Consider the following 18,979-nt stretch of genomic DNA (forward strand, 5'->3'; position numbering starts at 1 on the left):
AGTTCCACCAGCATGTCCCCACCCCATAAAATAATTTTTCACCCACTGTATTCGTATGATATGATTTATAAGAATCATTTAAGGAACTAATATGAACTTGCGATCATTTTTACACTCAACATCATCTATTGTTATGCTGAGTGCGTCTTGCATATTATTAACTGGGTGTGGTGGAGACAACTCTCAGAGCAGTGACTCTTCAATAAAACCAGCTCCAGAAGCGCCTACCCCGCCTACTCCTGTAGATTTTAAAGAACAGCTAGCTGCAGACAATATTGCTACAGTCTTAGCGTTTAACGGGTTTAGCGAAAATGGTACGGTTTACGATACAGCTCCATTAAACCTTGCTGGCGATTTGTCGGCTGTTGATCCAGCAAATTTATATTTATATGACACTTTCATCAATGCCGTTGGCACTGAAACAAAACCATCTACAACTACTGCAGCGAATTATACTCGACAACTGCCGGCTTCCAAAAAATCGATTCAAACCGGTAACACTCTTTTGAATCCTGGCCTTGCCATGAACAGTACAGATCCAGCAATTGCAGCGCTTCGCAGCAAGCTTACAGTATCTTCAACGAATCCAGTAATTTTAAGCATTCCAGCCGGCATTCCTCAACGCCCAGAAGCTCCATTTTTTCCTGGGGGAACTAAATATACTGCCGTACTTGCAGAATCCCCAAAGACAGGTTCAAATCACGGTCCTATTGTTTCAATTGAAGCAGGTTCAGCCCCACTTCAATTTGCTGCTTTTTCACATCAACAAGGTAAGACATTTGTTTTTCGGACGTATGATGCTGCGTCAACTACTGACAAATCTGGATCAAGAGTCTTATTAACTGCAGCACGAAGCGCTGCAGTTATGCAATCTCGATTTGTCGTGCTATCGGCTGACGGACTTGCAAACAATAATTTAAGCTTACAGTCCATAGACAGGGCAACGCTTCCTGCGTTTGGATTTGGTAGTGGAAAAGCATTGCTTCAAAATACTGCGCCCGCATTCCCTCAATTACTAGATTCTAAAAAAGCCCCGATATTTAATGATGGAAATCATGGCGTATTCTGTTTGGGTGGAAATAACACCTTTAATACGGTCGATTTAAAAGATCAAACGTTCGTTTATCCTCTGTCAGCTAGTGATAAAACTACCCGAATAAATACGTTAAATGTATCTGCTAATTCTGGATTTATTACAGAAAGCGGTAAGCATCTTGAGGTTACTACACTTAATGGTAATGGAACATTAAAACTAATCGCGGTGATGAAAGGAGCTGTTGCTGCAGCCCCCATCGTTCATGTAACCACGTTAAATGGTGTTAGCAACATCAATGTTGTTGTAGGCGTTGTTGATCCTGCATTTTCTTTTCCATTCCCAGCGACTGGCATGACGCTATTATCCTTTGATAATGCGTTAGCAAGCCCCCTTACCGTAACGACTGAAGACGCACATATGGCCGGAGCATTCTATGATGGTGAATCAGAGTTACGTGGAAAAAACGTTGTATTAAAATCGTTAACTAGAAAAGCTGGTTTAAGTTCTGGCAGCACGGTTGTTCGTTCATTGATGGCACATCATCCAAGAACGCAAGGTATTTCTAGCCGTGAGATGCATAGTCTAATCGCTACACTAGATCCAATGACCTCTGTCCATCAAACACTTGGAAGCTCATCTGCAGCGCTAAGTCAACACACATTGGGATTACAAGCAGGATCTGCCTATTCTGCCAATCAAACTACGGCATCTTTAGCTGACCATGTAACTATGAGTGCAAGCCATGCTTTAGATCATACTGTTGCATCAATCAATTTAAACTCACGTTTGGATGGGATTAATTTAGCAACCTCTATTTTTGGAGCAAGCACTTCAAACCAACGCGATGTTACCTTTGGATCATCCATAACGGCTTCTAAATCCTTAGATTTAAATGGAGCACTATTGATTCCGTCTGTGGCGGTTGGGTATTCGATGGATGCATTTTCAGACACATCTTTAAGCGCTAATGGAGTTAATATTAACATAACAAATCCTGCATTAAATTCAGTTTTTGCACGATTGATGACAGCATTTAACCATGAGCATGCTGGGCTTTCAACAACCCTTGCAATGGGATTAGCAGCTCGTCATGCGATGTTTAGCCGTGGATTAGCAGCGTCAGATCATGATTCGGTTTCATTAGCTGGCGAGTCTACAAACGGTGTGTATTCGATCATAGAAGCCTCTTTCGCATCAAATGCATCACGTCTAAATATTACACTCAGTAACTTTAATCATGCTCAAATCCAATTTGGATTAACTGATTAAGTTGACCAATAATTAACCCCTAAACTTATGTTAGGGGTTAATTGCTTAGTTTTTATTGCTTCATTAACGGTATCCAATCGTTAACAACCCAATCATTAAATGAGTCCCACATGTCACGTGGATTATCACTAAAGGCTAGCTCATGATAACTCCAAAATCGTACCTGGCCAGTTTCCAAGTGAATGCAGTAATAATCAGCATTATCATAACAAAAAGGTAGGTATTCGCGAGAAACGCCAAATTTCCAAGCTTCAGTGATCATAGTGACCGTACCCTGGGTAGGATGGTTATGAAAAATTGATTGAGGCCGCACAACTTGCATGCAAGTAAAGCGTTTGTGACCAAAGTTCATAAAAAATGATTGTAGCTCATTTGGAATAGATTCAATACTCAATTGAGCTTTTAAAGTTTGAAGATCTTTATCAGTACAGCAAGGTATGCCAGTTGGGAAGCCTTGATTAACAATATCTCTGGCAAGTGGAGTTAGTAGATCTTCTATAGACGCGGCGTCTGATGGATTGCATATTAATAGCGCAAGTATTGCACTTTTGGCCAATATTCTCATTTTAATTTTCCTAAACAACACTTTTGTATTTATCTTATTTTTTTTATTTAGTCAACTAAAATGACGACTGGTCAAATAATATCTTGACATATTGTCAAAATGCGCTATAAAACAAAAACGGTTTTTTTATGAGGGGTAATGAAATGATGCAAAAGATTCTATTAATGTATGTAACTGGCATCTGCTTATTTCAAGATGTCTTCGCTGCTACAGCCACTGTTGCTGATCCAACAGATTATTATAGCCCTCATGGCCGCTCAAGTGCAAGGCGCAGTCTCAGTTTTTCTGTTCAAGATGCAGAAAGAATTATCGCTAGAGAAAACTCTGCAAAACGCTCTCGTGAAAATGCTGACGAACCAATCTCTCCGTCAGGCAGCCCTCTCACTCTTAAAAGAAGGGAAAGTATACCAAGACCCGCAGGTACTATCTTTGAGTTCACGGATGCTCATAAATATGCTTTAAGGCGATGCGGTATTTCTGACCTTCAAATTAATAGAATAGAACTATTACAAACTATTTTTTTCAGGTCACCCCATGGTGATAGATTCGATCCTCGAAGTTATTTAAGTGAATCTGAATTAGATGCTATTTACACAAAACTAGATTCTGAAGAGGTTCGCGAATTAGTGCAGGTAATAAAATCTCTCTATGACAAAAAAATTCCGCTATCTGCAATAAGCCCAAATACTGTGTATACTCCGGCTGCTCGTCTTTCTTGTAACGGTTCCGACGGTCCAAAAGCAAAAGAAATTTCTGCTACATTAGCAGCATGTTCAGGTCTTCATGTAGAACATGTAACAGGACGAACATTTATAGAAGAAGAGACGCCAGAAACTCCTGAGGAACGCGCAGCACGACATGCTTTAAAAGCACAAATATTTAAAACGTTAGAAGCACAACGCGGCATATCTGATGCTAGTAGATTGTCTGAATTAACTGCAACAGAGCAAATTTGGTCTAACTATTTTGAATATATGCAGTTACGAATTAACGCTATTGATCAACACGCATCACCTAAAATTAGATACTGCGAAATTGAAGAATCCTTTAAAGAACTAGTTGGGTGTGGATACTCATCTATAACGGTTGGAGATTCTGTTGTCTACTTTCGCAAAGAAGATATCAATTTAGCTCGTCGTAGTGCTGAGATAACAAATGAACAATTACTCTCTGAAGGATCGTCACCTATTGGAGCTGATGGCAAATCAATGAATTTGCATCATTTGACCCGCAGACAACCTGGAATATTCGTTTTACTCACTGAAGCCTTTCATCAAAAACATACAGCTCTGTTACATTTTAGAAGCGAAAAGCATATGCGACAACCACAGCCGGTTGACCGAACGGTTTTCGCACCCTGGAAAAAGCTAGCGTTTACAGCGATAAAAGAAGCTTTAGTCCCAACAGAAGCAGAAGCTGAGTTTGATCCCGCGGTTAGGCTTTTTTCTGAAACAGACCTACTACCTCAAGATGAGGAGACCATGTAAATTGGTCAACGGGTATGACTTTTTCTAATTCATACCCGCCCTCTTCGATCAAAATTTTCGCATCACGGGCAAAGCTTTCAGGACCACATGAAATATAGGCAATCAGTGGAATTTTAGATTCAGCCAGCTGTTGAACCTGAGCCAACGCCCCTGCCCTGGGTGGATCAATCACCGCCACATCATATGCTTTTAATTCTGACGCCGATAATGGATCGTCAAACAAATTACGCTTAAATGTTTTAATATCTCTTTGTTCACGATCTGCCGCAGTCTGCAATGCCTGTAACGCCGGGACATCACACTCAAAACCATCAACAGGTCCCTTGTTGCTTAATGGAAATGTAAACGTTCCACGTCCGCAAAACAAATCTACAATTTTGTGGGGTTTTTCAGGTAACACTGCCATGACTAATCCAGTTAACACCTGATCCGCTCTATCTGATGCTTGTAAAAAGCTTGACGGTTCAACATCTACTTTTACGCCATCAAATAATACATATGGTTTTTCGCGTTCATAAACGGTCATACGTTTGCGATTTTCACGAACAATTAATCGAACTAGATTTTGATCCTTCGCAAAACTCTCCAGCAATTCAAGACTATTCGGCTGCAAAGCATCGCGATGAATATCCATACTCACATCCACGCCCACTGCTGTTACGATCAAATAAACTGTTGCCTTTTGATACTCAATCATAATTTGCAGAAACAACTGTCTTAAAGGTTCAAATAGCGTTGCGATTTTTGAATCAACGGTGTGGCATTCGTGTAAGTTGATGATTTGATGGCTGCGCCAACGATGAAACCCTAAAAATACTTGATCATTCTTTTTCACAACTTCAAAGTTTGCACGTCGACGTTCGCCTGCGGGCAATACGACAACGTCTTCAATACAACTAGCATCCAGTTGATGCTCAATAAATGGCTCAACAATTAAGGATCGCTTAAATGCAGAATATAGCTTGTCATTCAAATGTTGCAACAGGCATCCACCGCATTGTGTAAAATGAGCACACACAGGATCTGCCCGGTTTGAGCTTGTTGTTTGAATATTTTTCAAAAAAAACTTAGGCTGCTCTCGCTTTGAATTTGGGTGTTTCATAAAGCGTTCGTAATCAATCTGTTCACCAGGTAAAACAAACGGAACAAAAATTGAACCATGTTCCGATATTCCCTTGCCTACACCTTGAGTCGTTAGTTTTTCAATTTTGCATGTGCCGTATAAGTGTTCTGCCATTATCTGATCCAAAATATTGATCTTTGTCCTATCATAGGTCAGAAGGTTTGTCGAGAGTTCTGATCAAAAATTATTCCCATATAAAAAACATTGACAAATTTGTTAAAAAAATATAAAAAATTTGCCTAATCAAAAAAAATGTATTACTCTGTATCTTAGAAGAAAACACCATTTACACATATGAAAACCCAACACAGAAAAAGTAGAGATCAACGCCCTGTTTTTTACTCAGAAGACTATGGATTTCTGGGGCACTTGCTCTATTCTGAACGATTGATTCAAGGCATTAGTTTAGAGACCGTCACCACTGATTTAAATCTCAGCAGTTACATTGTTAAAGATTTAGAGACGGGGCATTTGAACCATATGCCCGGAATATCTTATATGTCAGGCTTTATGCGAACCTACGCATCCTATCTTGGGTTGGATGGTATGGAAATGGTACAGTGTGTACGCATTCCAACGTCTTCAGTATTTGAAGAAGAGCACGTTCTAAAAGTTCCTTTTCAACAACGACAACTACCCAGTCAATCTATTCTATGGGGAACAGTATGCGCCCTAATACTCATTATTATTGGGTACTCATCGTTTAAGCCAAACACTCAATTTTCGCCTTTATATGCTGTAAAGTTAGATAGCAATCTATCATCGAATAATCATCAAGAAGATTTAAAGACATCGATTAATCAATTTCTTAACATTTACCATAAGCCGTTTGTACTCAACACCCCTAACGAAGATAAAAAGCCTCAGGTATTTCAACTGTGTTGCGAAAGCGAAACATGGATCGCTTTAAAAGATGAAAAAGGACATCTGGTACAAGAAGGACTCTTACAAAAAGGTGACCGCATTAAACTACCTATAGACTTTGAGGGCGTATTGCATACTGGAAATGCCGGCGGAGTATACATCGTGTATGACAACCATCGCTCACATGCCTTAGGGGTAAATGGACAAGTTATTCAAAATTTTCGCGTAAATTTAAAAAAGATCTTGCAGAATCAATAAAACACCGTTAACAACTAATAAGAAATAATTTGGATCTAAAGCAATGTTACAACCCGTTCGTGGTACAAAAGATTTAATAGGCACCGAAGCAACCCTGTATCGCAAGGTTGTTGATACTGCATATGCTGTGGCATTACGGTATAATTTTCAAGAAATTCAAACACCCTTATTTGAATTCAGCCAAGTGTTTCAAAGAACTCTTGGGGAAACCTCTGACGTCGTTTCAAAAGAAATGTATACGTTTGAAGATCGAGGCGGTGAATCATTAACTCTACGCCCCGAAGGTACTGCACCTGTTGTTCGTGCTATTATTTCCAATGGTCTCACTCAAAGCTTGCCGTTAAAATTATTCTATTCTGGTGCCATGTTCAGGTACGAACGCCCTCAAAAAGGGCGCCAACGGCAATTTCACCAAATCGGTGCTGAACTTATTGGACCCAAAACTCCGCTAGCTGATGCAGAAATGATTGCATTGGGCTATCAGGTATTAAAAACATTAAACCTACACACGGATGTTATTTTAAACCTGAATACTCTTGGTGATGTGGAAAGCCGTACAGCCTACAGAGCTGCATTGGTTAACTATTTACAACAGTATAAAGATGCCTTGTCCAAAGACAGCCAAGATCGTTTAGAGCGCAATCCATTGCGCATTCTGGATTCTAAAGATGAAAATGATCAAAAGATTATTGAAAATGCTCCGTTGTTTCAAGACTATTTAAATGATGAATCCAAAGCGTACTTCAATCAAGTTCAAGCCTATTTAAACGCATTAAACATCCCCTATATTCACAATCAAAAACTCGTACGTGGGTTAGATTATTACTGCCACACTGCCTTTGAGTTTGTAACGACATCATTAGGCGCGCAAGGCACCGTGCTTGCCGGTGGACGGTATGATGGACTGATGAAACAAATGGGGGGACCCGATGCCTCAGGCATTGGCTGGGGTGCTGGAATTGAACGCTTGTGCTTGATGTTACAAGAACAAGATACTGTTATAAAAACAGCAAACTTAATAACTATAGTCCCCACAAGTGAAGCAGAAGAATCCACTGCGTTTCAAGTTGCCCAAACGTTACGTGCTGCCGGGTTACATATTGATATTGGATACAGCGGTAACATGTCGAAACGACTCAAAAAAGCCTCTCAAAACAATAGCATTGCAGCCATCATTATTGGCGCTGATGAAATTGCATCTAAAGCGGCTCAGGTTAAATTCTTAAATGAAAACCGCCAAGAAAATATTTCGTTAAGCCAATTGGCTGATTTTTTAAACACAAACCTATCTTAAGCTGGACACCCTATTATGAATTTTGACGAAAAACTACAAAAGATTTTAGAACGCTTTATCGAAATCGATGAAAAACTGTCGACAGGCGATATGTCAGATATTAAAGCATTTACCAAAATGTCGAAAGAACTCTCAGACTTACGACCAGTTGCAGATGCCATTCGTCATCACCAATCTCTGGCTGCTGACTTATTGGAATATCAAACCATCTTAAAAGACAAAGCTGCCGATAAAGATCTTAAAGAATTGGCAGAATCAGAACTTCCTAACATCAAGGAACAACTCGAAGCTTCTGAACACAGTATTAAAGTCTTGTTGTTACCCAAAGATGCTGACGATGATAAAAACATTATCCTGGAATTACGTGCAGGCACTGGGGGTGAAGAAGCAGGCTTATTCGCCGGCGATTTAATGCGAATGTATCAACGTTACGCCGATTTACAAGGCTGGAAAACTGAAGTTATGACGTTGCACGAATCCGACAATAAAGGCGTTAAAGAAGCCGTTATCAACATTTCTGGTAAAGGAGTCTTTGCGAGATTAAAGTTTGAATCCGGAGTTCATCGTGTGCAACGTGTCCCTGAAACCGAAGCCAGCGGTCGCATTCACACGTCGGCAGCAACAGTTGCAGTATTACCTGAAGCCGAAGAAGTCGACGTATCTGTTGAAGAAAAAGACCTTCAAATCGATACATATCGCGCGTCGGGTGCCGGTGGTCAACACGTTAACACGACAGACTCGGCGGTACGCATTACGCACATCCCCACAGGAATTGTGGTACAGTGCCAAGACGAACGCTCTCAACATAAAAACAAGGCCCGCGCCTTAAAAGTTTTACGCTCCAAAATTTATGAAGTTCAACGTATGGAAATTATGAAAGTTCAGGCCGATTCCAGAAAAAGCCAGGTGGGCAGCGGTGATCGCTCTGAACGTATCCGAACGTATAACTATCCCCAAGGGCGAGTTACAGACCATCGCATTAACCTAACCTTATACAAGTTAGACTTAATGATGGAAGGTCACATCGACGAAATGCTGGATGGGCTGATCTCTCATGACCAAGCTCAAAAACTAGCTTCGGTTTAATCAACTAATGTATAAAAAAACCACGACTTAGAGTCGTGGTTTTCTACGTATTAATACCTATCGTTTCATTAGAACTGCCTTAGTCTCCTTGCTCTGTTTCTGTAGGATGCTCTAACTTCAAAAGTGCAGGTATGAATTTAGCTTTCCAACTGCCTTGAGTTTTCTTGTCATCAAAAAAATCTGCCTCACCAACAACACTTTCAATACCTTTTTTAAGTGTTGCATCAGTATCGCTATCTGCAACAGTTTTGCCATAAGCATTCATTAAATCTCTTAGCGCACCTTGAGCCTCTTCCTCATTAGAATCAGATCGTATACCCGCGTCATAAAGCAGCTGTGCAAAATGAGTAGTATTAGCTAAGTGCGCTTGTATTGGTTTGATTTTTTCCACTAGTGTAAGTTGTGGCAGATAATTTGCTTTCCAAAGTCCAGGGGAGTGATCTGCCCCACTTAAAAAAACGTCATCCCCCGCTATATTTTCAATACCATCATTGATTTTTTCAGCGACGTCGTCGGTTATAACATCGGCAAAAAAGTTTGCCATCGCTTCTTTCAATTTAACCTGAGCCTCTCGTTCAGTAGACGTAGTTCGTATACCCGCGTCATAAAGCTGATTAACCCACAAATCAATGTTGTTCAACTGTGAACTTTTTTGCTTGAACATAAAAGGTATTTCACCCTGTTGAAATATCTCCTGCAACAAATCGTCATCTGGAATGGCTCGCCTTAATGATATAACTATACGCTCATTGACTCCTTTGTTACAGCTTTTCTCGTTAGCACGTCCAGAATAGGCAGTTTTACTTTCTTCCATAAATGCCTGCAACCATCCAATTAATTCAGTCTGACTGTATTTAGTTTTTAAATATGAATAAACAACGGATAAATTTTCTTTATCGGTCCCCTTATTGATTTCTCCAAACACCCAATTATACACATCTTGATTAAAAATATTTGTGCGATTACTATGTCGAATCAAATCTCGAAAAATACAATTTAATTCTTGTTTTGTTGTTTCATAGCTGCAAATAGCTTTTAATTCTGCTTTTGTTATTGCAATTACAGCATCATTAAAGAACATTTTTACGGGTGTACCCTTTATTGTGGCATTAACAGACTGATTGGCTGCGTCATGTATTTCCATAGCTTGACCACGGTTAAAATCTCCTCCCTCCATGGCACCACCACGAGGGGCATACTGTCGAGCCACGTTATCAAGAAATCGAGTAAGTTCAGCTCTGGTTGAAGGTCTAGTATTTTTAAGACCTTCAAAAAAACTAGGAAGAGGTATTTGCCTCATATAATCTGGATGGTTCCTTAGATAGGTTGAAAAATCATGAAATAAATTTTTATGCAAGGCGTCTTGAACTTTTCTAAAAATAACTGAATTAGTTGTGACATTATCATTTACTGCATCTTTTATTAACTGGCATATCTCTATTAAAGATTGATAAAGCTCTGGCTCTAGGTTATTCAAATAATTATAATCAGTTAATATGTCGTAATCTATAATAGCTTTAGATGTTAATTCTCCAAATACAATGGAAAATTCCGGAGATCCTGTTAACGCAGTTTTACGCAAGGTATTAAAAGTATGAATGGCCTTTGCATCCCTGATTCGGTTTGGAAAGACTCGATACAATTGATCTCTGATTAATTTATGCCGTGTATTTATTTTAACAATCTCTGTGTAAGGATAACAAAGGGGATCTCCATCATTATCAATGTTTTGGCCTTCAGTCCATAGCCTAAATTCTATCAATGCCTCTATTATTTCATTGTTTTCTTTTAGAAACTCAATAACATTATGATGCGGTTTAAATAGGAAATATTGAAATAAGGATGCATTCTCCTTAGTCTTCAAAAGAGTCTTGGAATTTGAATCGTTTCTTAGAGTTAAAGCTGCCTCAAAAAATCTGTAAATTTGCATCAATAGTTTTGGAGAGATACTAAAACCAAAGGTTGTTGTGTCGTTCTCATGATTAAACCTCATGACGTCTAACACATCTTTTCTAAGTGTAAGTTCCAAAGCAGTCTCAATTGACTCAATATTTAAATTAGCATCAGTTTTCAGTGTCCAACCGCTCAGATATTCTGGAAACTGTATTGAATTATAGGATTTCCAGGCAGATATATACCTAGCTAGAATTTTTTTTCGTTTTGAATCGATATCGACTAATTTAGCTAATTCTTTTGTAAATGAAGTGCTTATTGAATCAAACTCTTGCCTCTGTTTATCTAAAACCTCTTTTTTATCTAAAAAAATTTTCTTAAGCGCCTCACGCCGCTTCGTTCCTTCTTCTGCTGCTTTATAATTAGCTTCGATAGTTATTTTTAACGAGGACATTTCTGCTATTTGTTCATCTGATACTGCCTTACAAGCGAGTGCATAATCTTGAAATATCTTACAGGCTTGCGCATAATCTTGAAATATCTCACATGCTCGATCTTGATTTGGGATGTCACTCTTTCGATCTACTTCTTCTTTTTCTTTTTGTGTTCGTTCTCTATCTAACCGTTCAGTTTCAAGAGCCGAACTCTCTTTGAAAAATTGATCAGCTAGATCATCAAGCTCTTGTACAATCGATCTATTGGCTGCATTTGTATGTCGGTGCGAATAATCATCAAGATCTAGAATCGTTGCTTCTGAGCCGGATATTAGTGATATGTTGTTAATTGCACACAGTGCGACAGTGTAAATAAGTTTATTCTTTAGACTTAGCAAGCTTTTGCGTTTCATATGAAGCTCTCCTTCTTAATGACATATATACTTATTTTTTGTCAAAAAATCAAGAAATTGGCAGTTATTTTTTATATAAATTAGATCCGATGTGTTTGGACACAGATTTTAATTTTTTTCCAAAAACCGTATTACCTATTAGGTCCAGCATTATCCCTGGCGGCATAAATGAGAGAGTTGATAGATCAGGCAGGGGGATCTACTGAAAGAAATCTTCAAGGCAAAGTGTTGTTTCTAATAATCCGTGTCCAAACACATCGGATCTAAGCAACGTGCCGTTGCATCCATTAGGCTGTTCGGATCTAACCTATGGGGTCCAGCGTCGCTCTGGTTAACTCGTTTTATAAATCCAACCGCCACCTAAAACCCTTGATCCGTTATAGATCACACAGGCTTGACCGGGGGATATTCCAAACTCAGCCTCATCCAATTCAATGTATACTTCATCAGCAGTGTCCAGCAAGATACTCGCAGACATTGGCGTATTGGACGATCGAATTTTCACCTGAATGGAATCTGCGTACGCGTTCATGGGGATTTCTGACAACCAGTTAATATCCTTCAGATATACCCGTTGGCGTTGCAAATCATCTTTATCTCCCACAACCACTTGTCGGGTTTCAGGAATAATTTTCACCACATATTTTGGAACGACACTATTAATATACAACCTGCGGCGTTGTCCAATAGTAAAGTTGACAATCCCTGGGTGTTGCCCCAGCACATTCCCCTGCATATCCACGACGTCTCCTGGTTCTAAGGCATCAGGTCGCATTTTTTGAATGACTCCCGCATAATCGCCATTGGGAACAAAACAAATATCCTGGCTATCAGGTTTGTCTGCAACCTCTAATCCAAACCGAGCTGCATGAGCCCGCGTTTCATCCTTGCTCATATGCCCCAATGGAAATCGCAAAAAATCTAATTGTTCTTGGGTCGTTGCAAATAAGAAATAGCTTTGATCACGGTTAGGGTCGGCTCCCGCATGCAGTTCGCCCGCGTTATCTCCCTGAATACGTTGAACATAATGCCCCGTCACCATTGCATCTGCATTTAAGTCTCGCGCAGCCTGTAACAAATCTTTAAACTTAACCGTCTGATTACACTTAACGCAAGGAATTGGAGTTTCACCCTGTAAATACGATTCAACAAAATCGTTGATCACGCCCTCTTTAAATTTGTCTTCATAGTTAAATACGTAATGAGGGATGCCTATTTTTTCAGCAACCATAGCCGCATCATAGATATCTTGCCCAGCACAGCAGGCACCTTTTTTTTGAGCCATCTGTCCATAATCATACAACTGCAATGTGATTCCAATCACATCATATCCGCTTTCTGCCATCAATGCCGCAGCTACAGAACTATCAACGCCGCCTGACATTGCCACAACCACACGCGTTTCTGCTGCAGGCTTATTTATTCCTAAATCAATCATATCTACCTTAAAGACCTTAAAATCGTACTCTTTTCATAAGGGGGTTTCCGTTATAAATCAAGTGTTAAGTGAAGTTTATGTAGCATTAACTTGAATTAATATTTTTTATCGTCATATACAACGATTGCGCAAAACAATGTTAATCGTTTCAACGTTAATATTACCCTTATCCAATGAAATCTTTGGAAGCGCTGTACTTATTTGTGCTCATGACTTATATATCAACGGCAATAAATCCAAATTTACTAGAGCCTGCGTAAATATCCTGTCTCTCTTCATCTCAAAACAGCTGGTTTGCTTGACTGTTGAAAGAGTTAAGAGTAGAAATAGTTAACTATTTCAAATTCGAGACAGCATGATGAATTTCACTGCACTAAACGACCTCAACTCTCACTTAAACTTATCAACGCATTTACAAGATAAGTTTGCTTCAATACCCACAACAGCTCTCGATACTTCAGAAATTGTAACCCAACTTAAATTAATTGCAAGTGCAGTTGCTAGTCCCTGCTGGTGGACAATAGGTACAAATTTGGCAGGAATACTAATATCTGCAATTACTCTTTGGGCAGTCACAGTATGGTATTCAAAACGAAAAGAAAAAAAAGACAACAAATCAAAAATCTTAGCCGCACTGGCTTCTTTTGAATCTACCAAGATTAGCATCTTGGATTTTAAAAAAACTTATATTGATAATGAGCAAAAAAACAAATTTAGAAGAATAATCGAAAAAAAGGAACCTGGCAATGAACCTATACTCTTAAAGATTGAAAAAATATTTCTTGAAGATCGCTTCTATTTTATTAATGAGTTCAATGCTGATTCAGAAAATTATGAAAAGTATCAAACTGGCCCTAGAGGGAATATTAAACATGAATTTCACCTACTTAATATCTTTTTCGATAAACCATACCCAACTATATCTTATCACATTAAACCTTGGTCTAAAGATCTTCATTTTATAAGCAATGTTAATCCTAATTTTTTAATCACGCTAGATCAAACAACAGAAAAATTAAGTGTCCTAAATACTCACATCAATAACTGGAATAACTTAATAGAGAATGATCGGGAAAAAACAATTCTTAGACCTGAGTCTACGGAATATTACGGTCAATATGTGTTACTAAAAAAATATCTTCAATTTATTTTCGATAACTCAGAATCATCCTTAGCTTATGCAATTAATCAAGTTGTAGAATTTAATCAAACTGCCATCGAACATTTGATCGAATACGCAAAAGAAATATATCCATCTGAATTCAAAAAAGGACATTTTAACTTAAAATATCCTTTTGAAAATGAAGCCGAGTTAATGCCCAAGAAACAGAAGATTTAACTAAATATAAAGAATTGATAGCAAAGATGAAACTCTCCTCATTTTGGTCAAAGTTCCAAAAACAATTTAAGAAACACTTTACCAAAAAGCCCCCAAGAATTAAATCGAATCTCCCCACTCTGCTTTCTTTGCTGTGCGGTATGTTTCTTTTTGAGACATGGAATTTAGTGCGAATAAAAACTTGATTTACAATCGAAAACAAACGAAAATAAGCATGCCTTTTTGGGTCTATTTGTCTTAATTACAGTTTATGGAGCATAGCAACATGTCAAAGAGAGATGCGTTAAAGTATCATCAATATCCAACCCCTGGCAAACTTGCTATCGTTCCGACGAAAACAATGGCGACCCAGCAAGATCTAGCACTTGCTTATTCGCCCGGTGTCGCATATGCCTGTGAGGCTATTGTCGAAGATTCGGCCCAATCCTATAATTTAACATCTAAGGGAAATTTAGTCGCTGTAATCAGCAATGGAACGGCCGTCTTGGGACTTGGCGACATTGGTCCAGACGCCGCAAAACCTGTGATGGAGGGGAAAGCTGTTCTGTTTAAACGGTTTGCTGGCATCGATGTGTTTGACATTGAAATTAATGAAAAAGATCCCAAAAAATTGGTGGATATTATTGCTGCCATTTCTCCAACTTTTGGTGGCATAAATTTAGAAGATATTGCTGCTCCGGAATGTTTTTATGTAGAGCAAGAATTACAAAAACGCTTAAACATTCCAGTTTTTCATGATGATCAACATGGCACTGCAATTGTGGCCTCTGCTGGATTAATCAATGCATTAAAACTTGTGAACAAAGATATTTCTAATATTAAAATCGTATGCTCCGGTGCTGGGGCTGCGGCCATTGCATGTTTAAATTTGTTTGTAGATCTGGGCGCAAACAAAGAAAATATTTATGTGTGTGATCGTGAAGGATTGATTTATAACGATCGTCCTAAATTAACGGATCCTCAAAAGTTAGCATTTGCTCAACACTCAGCAGAGTCTAAAACGTTGGGTGAATGTATGGAATCTGCTGATGTATTTTTAGGACTGTCTGCAAAAGGTGTATTGAAAAAAGACGATATTCTAAGAATGAATGCCAGACCCATTATTATGGCGATGGCTAACCCTGATCCAGAAATTACTCCTGAAGATGTCAAGTCTGTTCGAGATGATGCGATTATTGCAACTGGACGTTCAGATTATCCAAATCAAGTAAACAATGTATTATGTTTTCCCTATATGTTTAGGGCGGCACTGGACGTTCAGGCAACGCACATTAATACTGAAATGAAACTAGCGTGTGTTAATGCTATTGCTAGACTCGCTGAAATTGAATCTTCTGAAAGTGTTAGAATCGCTTATGGGGATGCTCCGTTATCATTTGGAAACGATTATATTATCCCAAAACCTTTTGATCCTAGATTGCTGATTGAGGTTGTTCCCGCAATTGCAAAGGCTGCTATGGACTCTGGAATTGCAAAAAAACCAATAGAAGATTTTGAAGCGTATCGACATCGTTTAACCGATCAAGTATACAAGTCAGGGTACATGATGCGCCCCATTTTTGAAAAACTTAAGGTATCCGATCGTCGGGTTATTTTTACGGATGGGGCAAATGAAAAAGTATTGTTTGCAGTTCAACAAGCTGTGGATGAAAAAATATTTTTCCCTGTCTTAATCGGAAGTCGATCCCAAATTTTGCAAAAAATTTCAGAGTTAAAGTTGCGTTTAATTGAGGCAATTCAATTTGAAATTGTGGATATACCAAGTGGGCTTGAAACGGTTCAGTCTCATGCAGATGAACTGCACAAAAAATTGGCGCGAAAAGGAATTACCCCTTTTGATGCGGAGTATTTATTAGAACATGATGCAGTTTACATAGCTGCGATGCAATTGCTTTATCAAAAAGGTCATGCTGTAATTTGTGGTCCATCGGGAAAATATTATCGTCATTTAGAAAAATTGGTGGCAACCCTTGGGCTTCAAGACGGCGTTGCAAAACCAACTACGCTGGAGGCGTTAATTACTGAAGAGAAAACTGTGTTTATTTCAGATTCTTATGTGAACTATTCTCCCACAGCACATGACATTGCGTCGTCTGCAGAACTGTGTGTAAAAACACTGGCTCATTTCGGAGTAACTCCTCGTGTTGCATTGTTATCGTGCAGCAACTTTGGATCAGTTGGATTTGCAGAATCTTCTAAAAAAATGCGCGAAGCAAAAGATCTGATTGTGAAAAAAATGCCAGACCTAATGATCGACGGTGAAATGTCAGCAGACGTAGCACTCTCCAAAACAATCAGAGACCGTATATTCCCGACATCTGATTTAAAAGATGATGCGAATCTTTTGATTGCGCCGTCTCAAGATGCGGCTAATATAGCCATTAATCTTGCGCGAACTGTTTCTAATGGGTTAAGGGTAGGTCCTGTTTTATTGGGCTTGAATAAAATTGCCCATATTGCGCCTAGATCTTCAACATCCAGAAGCATTTTGAATCTTGCTGCAATTGCTGCAGTACAGTCTTATGACGACGTATAGCAAAGGATATCACATTTAATGGAAAAATCAGTGACAACGACCCCTATTCTTTCTGATGCGACAATTGCACGTCAAACGTTAGCTAAAATTCATAGGTTTTTAAAAACTGAAAATTATACAAAACTACAAAAAACAATTGAATCCTTACATTATGCCGATATCGCAGATGTATTAGAGGTCGTGTCATTAGAATACCGGTTGGAAATTCTTAAGTTTATTCCCCGTGATATTGAAGCTGAAGTGTTTCTTGATCTGGAACCTGCGATTCGATCTGAATTGTTAAATTATGTGTCACCCGATGCCATTGCACGTATTATTAACAGCCTTGAATCAGGTGATACGTTAAGCTTTATCGAGGATCTAACATTTGAACAACAGACAGATGTTGTTCGGTTTTTATCTAAAAAAGAACAGGCCTTTTTAAATGAAGCTCTTTCTTATGACGAAGGAACGGCTGGACGATTAATGCAACGAGAGCTTGTGGCGGTACCTCGCTTTTGGACGGTTTCCCAGGTAAAGCGGTATATCAAAACAGCCGATTTCTTGCCTGATCAAATATTTAATGTGTATGTTATTGATGCCAACCACAGGCCTTTGGGGTATGTATCATTAAGTGAATTATTAAAGCATGACGAAGATGAAAAAATTTCCCACTTTATGCAAAAAGATGTGTTTAGCTTTTCAATCGAAACGCTCCAAAAAGAAGTCGCTTTTTATTTTCGCCATTATGGCTTAGCGTCTGCACCCGTATTGGATAGCAATGGTCGAATTAAAGGCGACATTACACTGAACAATGTCGTCAATTTAATTGATGAAGAAGCCGAGCGCGCCTTCTTGGGGTTAGCCGGTGCGGCAAATTCAGACATCCACATGTCGCTATTAAAGGCGTCAACCAATCGATTTAAGTGGGTAATGATTACAGCATTTTCATCGATCTTATCGTCGTATATTATTTCAAAGTTTGATAAAAGCATAGAGCAAATAGTTGCTCTTGCCGTTTTAATGTCAATCGTTGTCGCCATAGGTGGCAGCGTTAGCCTGCAAGTTGCATCTGTTACCATTCGAGCCCTATCCAATGGTGAGTTTAGATTGGTACGCATTTGGTACAGCCTGTGGAAAGAAGTTCAGGTTGGGTTTATCAATGGGGTACTTATTAGTTCAATACTTGTAATAATGGTCTTGCTTTGGTATGGAGATTTATCATTAGCCCTGGTATTTGGCGTAACCATACTTATTAATGTGATTTATGGCAGCGTCATGGGATTGTCTATCCCCGTTGTTTTGTTTAGATTTAACTATGACCCCGCCATCAGCGCCCCACCCTTTTTAATTCCAGCGTGCGATATGATGGGATATGGTTCATTTTTGTATTTAGCAACGCTCTATCTTATATAGGCAACGTGCTGTTGCACCAGGGATGATCCCTGGACCCATAAGCTAGATCCGATTCGTTCTGACACAGATTATTAGAAAAAGCGCAGCCGTTAATCTGGGGTTAATAAAGGTTAATAGTTAGTTAACGCGATTTTTTTACCACCCCCCGCCCTATTCACCCTCAGTGACCTTCGGGTGGGGGGACAAAACCCACTCCCTAAATCGAGACTAAATAGACGAAATAATCCATCTTTTCTTCTCGAAACGGTGGGCAAAAAATAACAATGTATGAGCGCTCTAAAGTTACTATACCTCACAATCGTTAACAAATTATGAACACAACGAACATTTTTTGGCAACCTGAGGTTGCATCCCATAAGTTAGATCCGATTCGCTCTGACACGGATTACACAAAACAACCTAATATCTTGGAGATTTCAATTTTTCAAACCTTATCTTCTAATGGATCCAACGGCACGTTGGCAGCGTGACGCTGCGCCCATTAGGTCAAATTCGATTCGCACAGACACATTTTCTATAACACGAAAGATCAATGGCGTCGTAGGAGAT

The 18,979-nt window shown here is 39.1% G+C and carries 12 protein-coding genes; 8 read left to right on the forward strand and 4 right to left on the reverse strand.

Annotation, left to right across the window (positions count from 1 at the left end; genetic code table 11):
* The first annotated feature begins 91 nt into the window (after positions 1 to 91).
* Complete coding sequence (locus CPBP_RS01115) at positions 92 to 2,305, forward strand: hypothetical protein (protein ID WP_350332218.1); 2,214 nt, start codon at positions 92 to 94, stop codon at positions 2,303 to 2,305.
* Positions 2,306 to 2,357: 52 nt separating this feature from the next.
* Here CPBP_RS01115 and CPBP_RS01120 read toward each other — a convergent pair whose 3' ends face one another.
* Positions 2,358 to 2,870: an SMI1/KNR4 family protein gene (locus tag CPBP_RS01120; RefSeq protein ID WP_350332219.1), complete on the reverse strand. Its 513-nt coding sequence runs from the start codon at positions 2,868 to 2,870 to the stop codon at positions 2,358 to 2,360.
* A gap of 143 nt (positions 2,871 to 3,013) precedes the next feature.
* Between CPBP_RS01120 and CPBP_RS01125 the strand changes: the two genes are divergently transcribed.
* The gene (locus tag CPBP_RS01125) at positions 3,014 to 4,357 is read left to right on the forward strand and encodes an HNH/ENDO VII family nuclease (RefSeq protein WP_350332220.1); all 1,344 of its coding nucleotides are present in this window, start codon (positions 3,014 to 3,016) and stop codon (positions 4,355 to 4,357) included.
* On the opposite strand, the gene CPBP_RS01130 is transcribed toward CPBP_RS01125, so the two are convergent.
* Positions 4,305 to 5,594 (reverse strand): class I SAM-dependent RNA methyltransferase, encoded by a 1,290-nt coding sequence (locus tag CPBP_RS01130; RefSeq protein ID WP_350332221.1) that lies wholly within the window; start codon positions 5,592 to 5,594, stop codon positions 4,305 to 4,307. The two genes, CPBP_RS01125 and CPBP_RS01130, sit on opposite strands and share 53 nt — an antisense overlap.
* Positions 5,595 to 5,774: 180 nt before the next feature.
* Between CPBP_RS01130 and CPBP_RS01135 the strand changes: the two genes are divergently transcribed.
* Genes CPBP_RS01135 through prfA form a run of 3 tightly spaced genes read left to right on the forward strand, consistent with a single transcriptional unit; the run spans position 5,775 to position 8,982 of the window.
* Positions 5,775 to 6,602, forward strand: a complete 828-nt coding sequence (locus tag CPBP_RS01135; protein WP_350332222.1) for a helix-turn-helix domain-containing protein — start codon at positions 5,775 to 5,777, stop codon at positions 6,600 to 6,602.
* A gap of 43 nt (positions 6,603 to 6,645) precedes the next feature.
* Positions 6,646 to 7,896: a histidine--tRNA ligase gene (gene hisS / locus CPBP_RS01140; protein ID WP_350332223.1), complete on the forward strand. Its 1,251-nt coding sequence runs from the start codon at positions 6,646 to 6,648 to the stop codon at positions 7,894 to 7,896.
* Positions 7,897 to 7,911: 15 nt separating this feature from the next.
* Positions 7,912 to 8,982, forward strand: coding sequence for a peptide chain release factor 1 (gene prfA / locus CPBP_RS01145; protein ID WP_350332224.1), 1,071 nt, complete (start codon positions 7,912 to 7,914; stop codon positions 8,980 to 8,982).
* Positions 8,983 to 9,061: 79 nt separating this feature from the next.
* On the opposite strand, the gene CPBP_RS01150 is transcribed toward prfA, so the two are convergent.
* On the reverse strand, positions 9,062 to 11,722 hold the full coding sequence (locus CPBP_RS01150; RefSeq protein ID WP_350332225.1) for a hypothetical protein: 2,661 nt from the start codon (positions 11,720 to 11,722) through the stop codon (positions 9,062 to 9,064).
* Positions 11,723 to 12,053: 331 nt separating this feature from the next.
* Positions 12,054 to 13,160, reverse strand: coding sequence for a tRNA 2-thiouridine(34) synthase MnmA (mnmA, locus tag CPBP_RS01155; protein ID WP_350332226.1), 1,107 nt, complete (start codon positions 13,158 to 13,160; stop codon positions 12,054 to 12,056).
* Between the two features lie 355 nt (positions 13,161 to 13,515).
* On the opposite strand from mnmA, the gene CPBP_RS01160 reads away from it, so the two are divergent.
* From CPBP_RS01160 to mgtE, 3 genes are all read left to right on the forward strand, one after another.
* The gene (locus CPBP_RS01160; RefSeq protein WP_350332227.1) at positions 13,516 to 14,499 is read left to right on the forward strand and encodes a hypothetical protein; all 984 of its coding nucleotides are present in this window, start codon (positions 13,516 to 13,518) and stop codon (positions 14,497 to 14,499) included.
* A 265-nt stretch (positions 14,500 to 14,764) separates the two neighbouring features.
* The gene (locus CPBP_RS01165; protein WP_350332228.1) at positions 14,765 to 17,035 is read left to right on the forward strand and encodes an NADP-dependent malic enzyme; all 2,271 of its coding nucleotides are present in this window, start codon (positions 14,765 to 14,767) and stop codon (positions 17,033 to 17,035) included.
* An 18-nt stretch (positions 17,036 to 17,053) separates the two neighbouring features.
* A complete protein-coding gene (gene mgtE / locus CPBP_RS01170) occupies positions 17,054 to 18,430 on the forward strand; it encodes a magnesium transporter (RefSeq protein ID WP_350332229.1) in 1,377 nt (458 codons plus the stop codon).
* Positions 18,431 to 18,979 lie beyond the last annotated feature (549 nt).

It is taken from the genome of Candidatus Bodocaedibacter vickermanii (genome assembly GCF_014896945.1).
Lineage (GTDB): Bacteria > Pseudomonadota > Alphaproteobacteria > UBA6184 > UBA6184 > Bodonicaedibacter > Bodonicaedibacter vickermanii.